General features: G+C 27.5%; 2 protein-coding genes and 1 pseudogene. All 3 read right to left on the bottom strand.

The genetic code is table 11. The features are described 5' to 3' along the window. Positions 1–126: 126 nt before the first annotated feature. Positions 127–486: pseudogene (locus BM384_RS17100) on the bottom strand (ATPase); the annotation flags it as partial. Positions 487–505: 19 nt separating this feature from the next. Beyond that, the gene (locus BM384_RS17855; protein ID WP_090015479.1) at positions 506–670 is read right to left on the bottom strand and encodes a hypothetical protein; all 165 of its coding nucleotides are present in this window, start codon (positions 668–670) and stop codon (positions 506–508) included. A 234-nt stretch (positions 671–904) separates the two neighbouring features. Continuing rightward, positions 905–1,315: GNAT family N-acetyltransferase (locus BM384_RS17090; protein WP_090015477.1), on the bottom strand; the 411-nt coding region annotated here is incomplete at its 5' end.

Raw genomic sequence — 1,315 nt, 5'->3', positions numbered from 1 at the left:
TAAAATAATAATGGTTTATTAAGTGTACCCTTTTTTAAAAAATTACTTTTTAAAATTTTTTATTTTTTTGTATAACTGGTCTATGCATTAAAAAATAGTCAGCAAACTTGAGTTCACTAACTATTCTTAAAATATCTCACTAACCCATTCAGGCATATTATTCGATTTCCATATTATCTTACCAGCTTCAATATTCATTATTTCTCTAAATAAATTACTATTATCGTAAATATTTATTTCATCGCAAAGATCAATAACTCTTTTTAAGTTATCTAAGGAATCATAATATCTTCTCTCTATATCCTTATCAGCAATTCCATGACCACCTTTAGCAACTCTTATCCTCACTCTTTCCTTTGCTATTTCCGTATTATCTACTCCAATATAATTCATAACAACATAAAATCCTTTTTCCTTTGCAGACTTTATATTTTTAATAATACTATTACCGCATAAAGTTGTTTCTTGGTTAAAAGATACACCTTCTTCAGTATATGTAGACATGTTACTTACCTATAATCTTTGCCTGTTCTTTTTGTAATCCTAAATTTGAAAGAGTCATATAAAAGTCCTGCTCATCTTTTGTTTTTGCTTTTTTAAACATCTCTTTTAGCTGGCTATATGAATAATGGCTAAATACATCATATAAATTTATATCATCTTTATTCATTTTATTGCCTCCAATAATAAATACATTTATACATTATTATATACCAGAAAACTGAATTCTTAAACTAATCTCTTTTTATTTTGGTTCTCCACACATACACTTCTCCGTAACAATCGTAATCACCATTAATTATTTTTTAGCCACATAATAGCTGAATATGCATGCATTGCCATAGCTATATCTACATTAGGATTTTTACCCATCTTTTCTCAAAATCTATAAATATTTAGCAAATCATACACTATGTTCTTTGCCTATATATGGTCCATAATTCTCTACTTTTTTATATTTGCACCTTTCATAGAGTCCTAAAGCTTCTCTTTGATTTTTACCAGTCTCTAAAACTGCTTTTTTGTATCCTAGTTCTAATGCCCATTTTTCAAGATTCTTTAATATTTCCTTTGAATATCCATTGCCTCTTTCTTCTTTTAAAACAAACATTCTTTTTATTTCTACAGAATCTTTATCATATGGTTTAAAACAACCGCAGGCAACAGCTTTACCACCTTTTTTAAGAATTAGTACTGTCTCTATTAAAGGAAGTACATTATGCTTGAACAGACCCCTGTCAAGTAGACAGGCAAAATAAATACTATAATAGTGCAAAAATGCTTGAATAATTTTACAACTGAATAAAATAAAAAA

The sequence above is a fragment of the Clostridium sp. DSM 8431 genome (genome assembly GCF_900116755.1).
Taxonomy (GTDB): Bacteria; Bacillota; Clostridia; order Clostridiales; family Clostridiaceae; genus Clostridium.
Note: the sequence above shows the minus strand (reverse complement) of the source record. Positions and strands in the feature narration are given on the sequence as shown.

Bases quoted from the DNA above. Each gene is read 5' to 3' on its own strand.
- BM384_RS17855 (WP_090015479.1), bottom strand. From the start codon at position 670: ATGAATAAAGATGATATAAATTTATATGATGTATTTAGCCATTATTCA.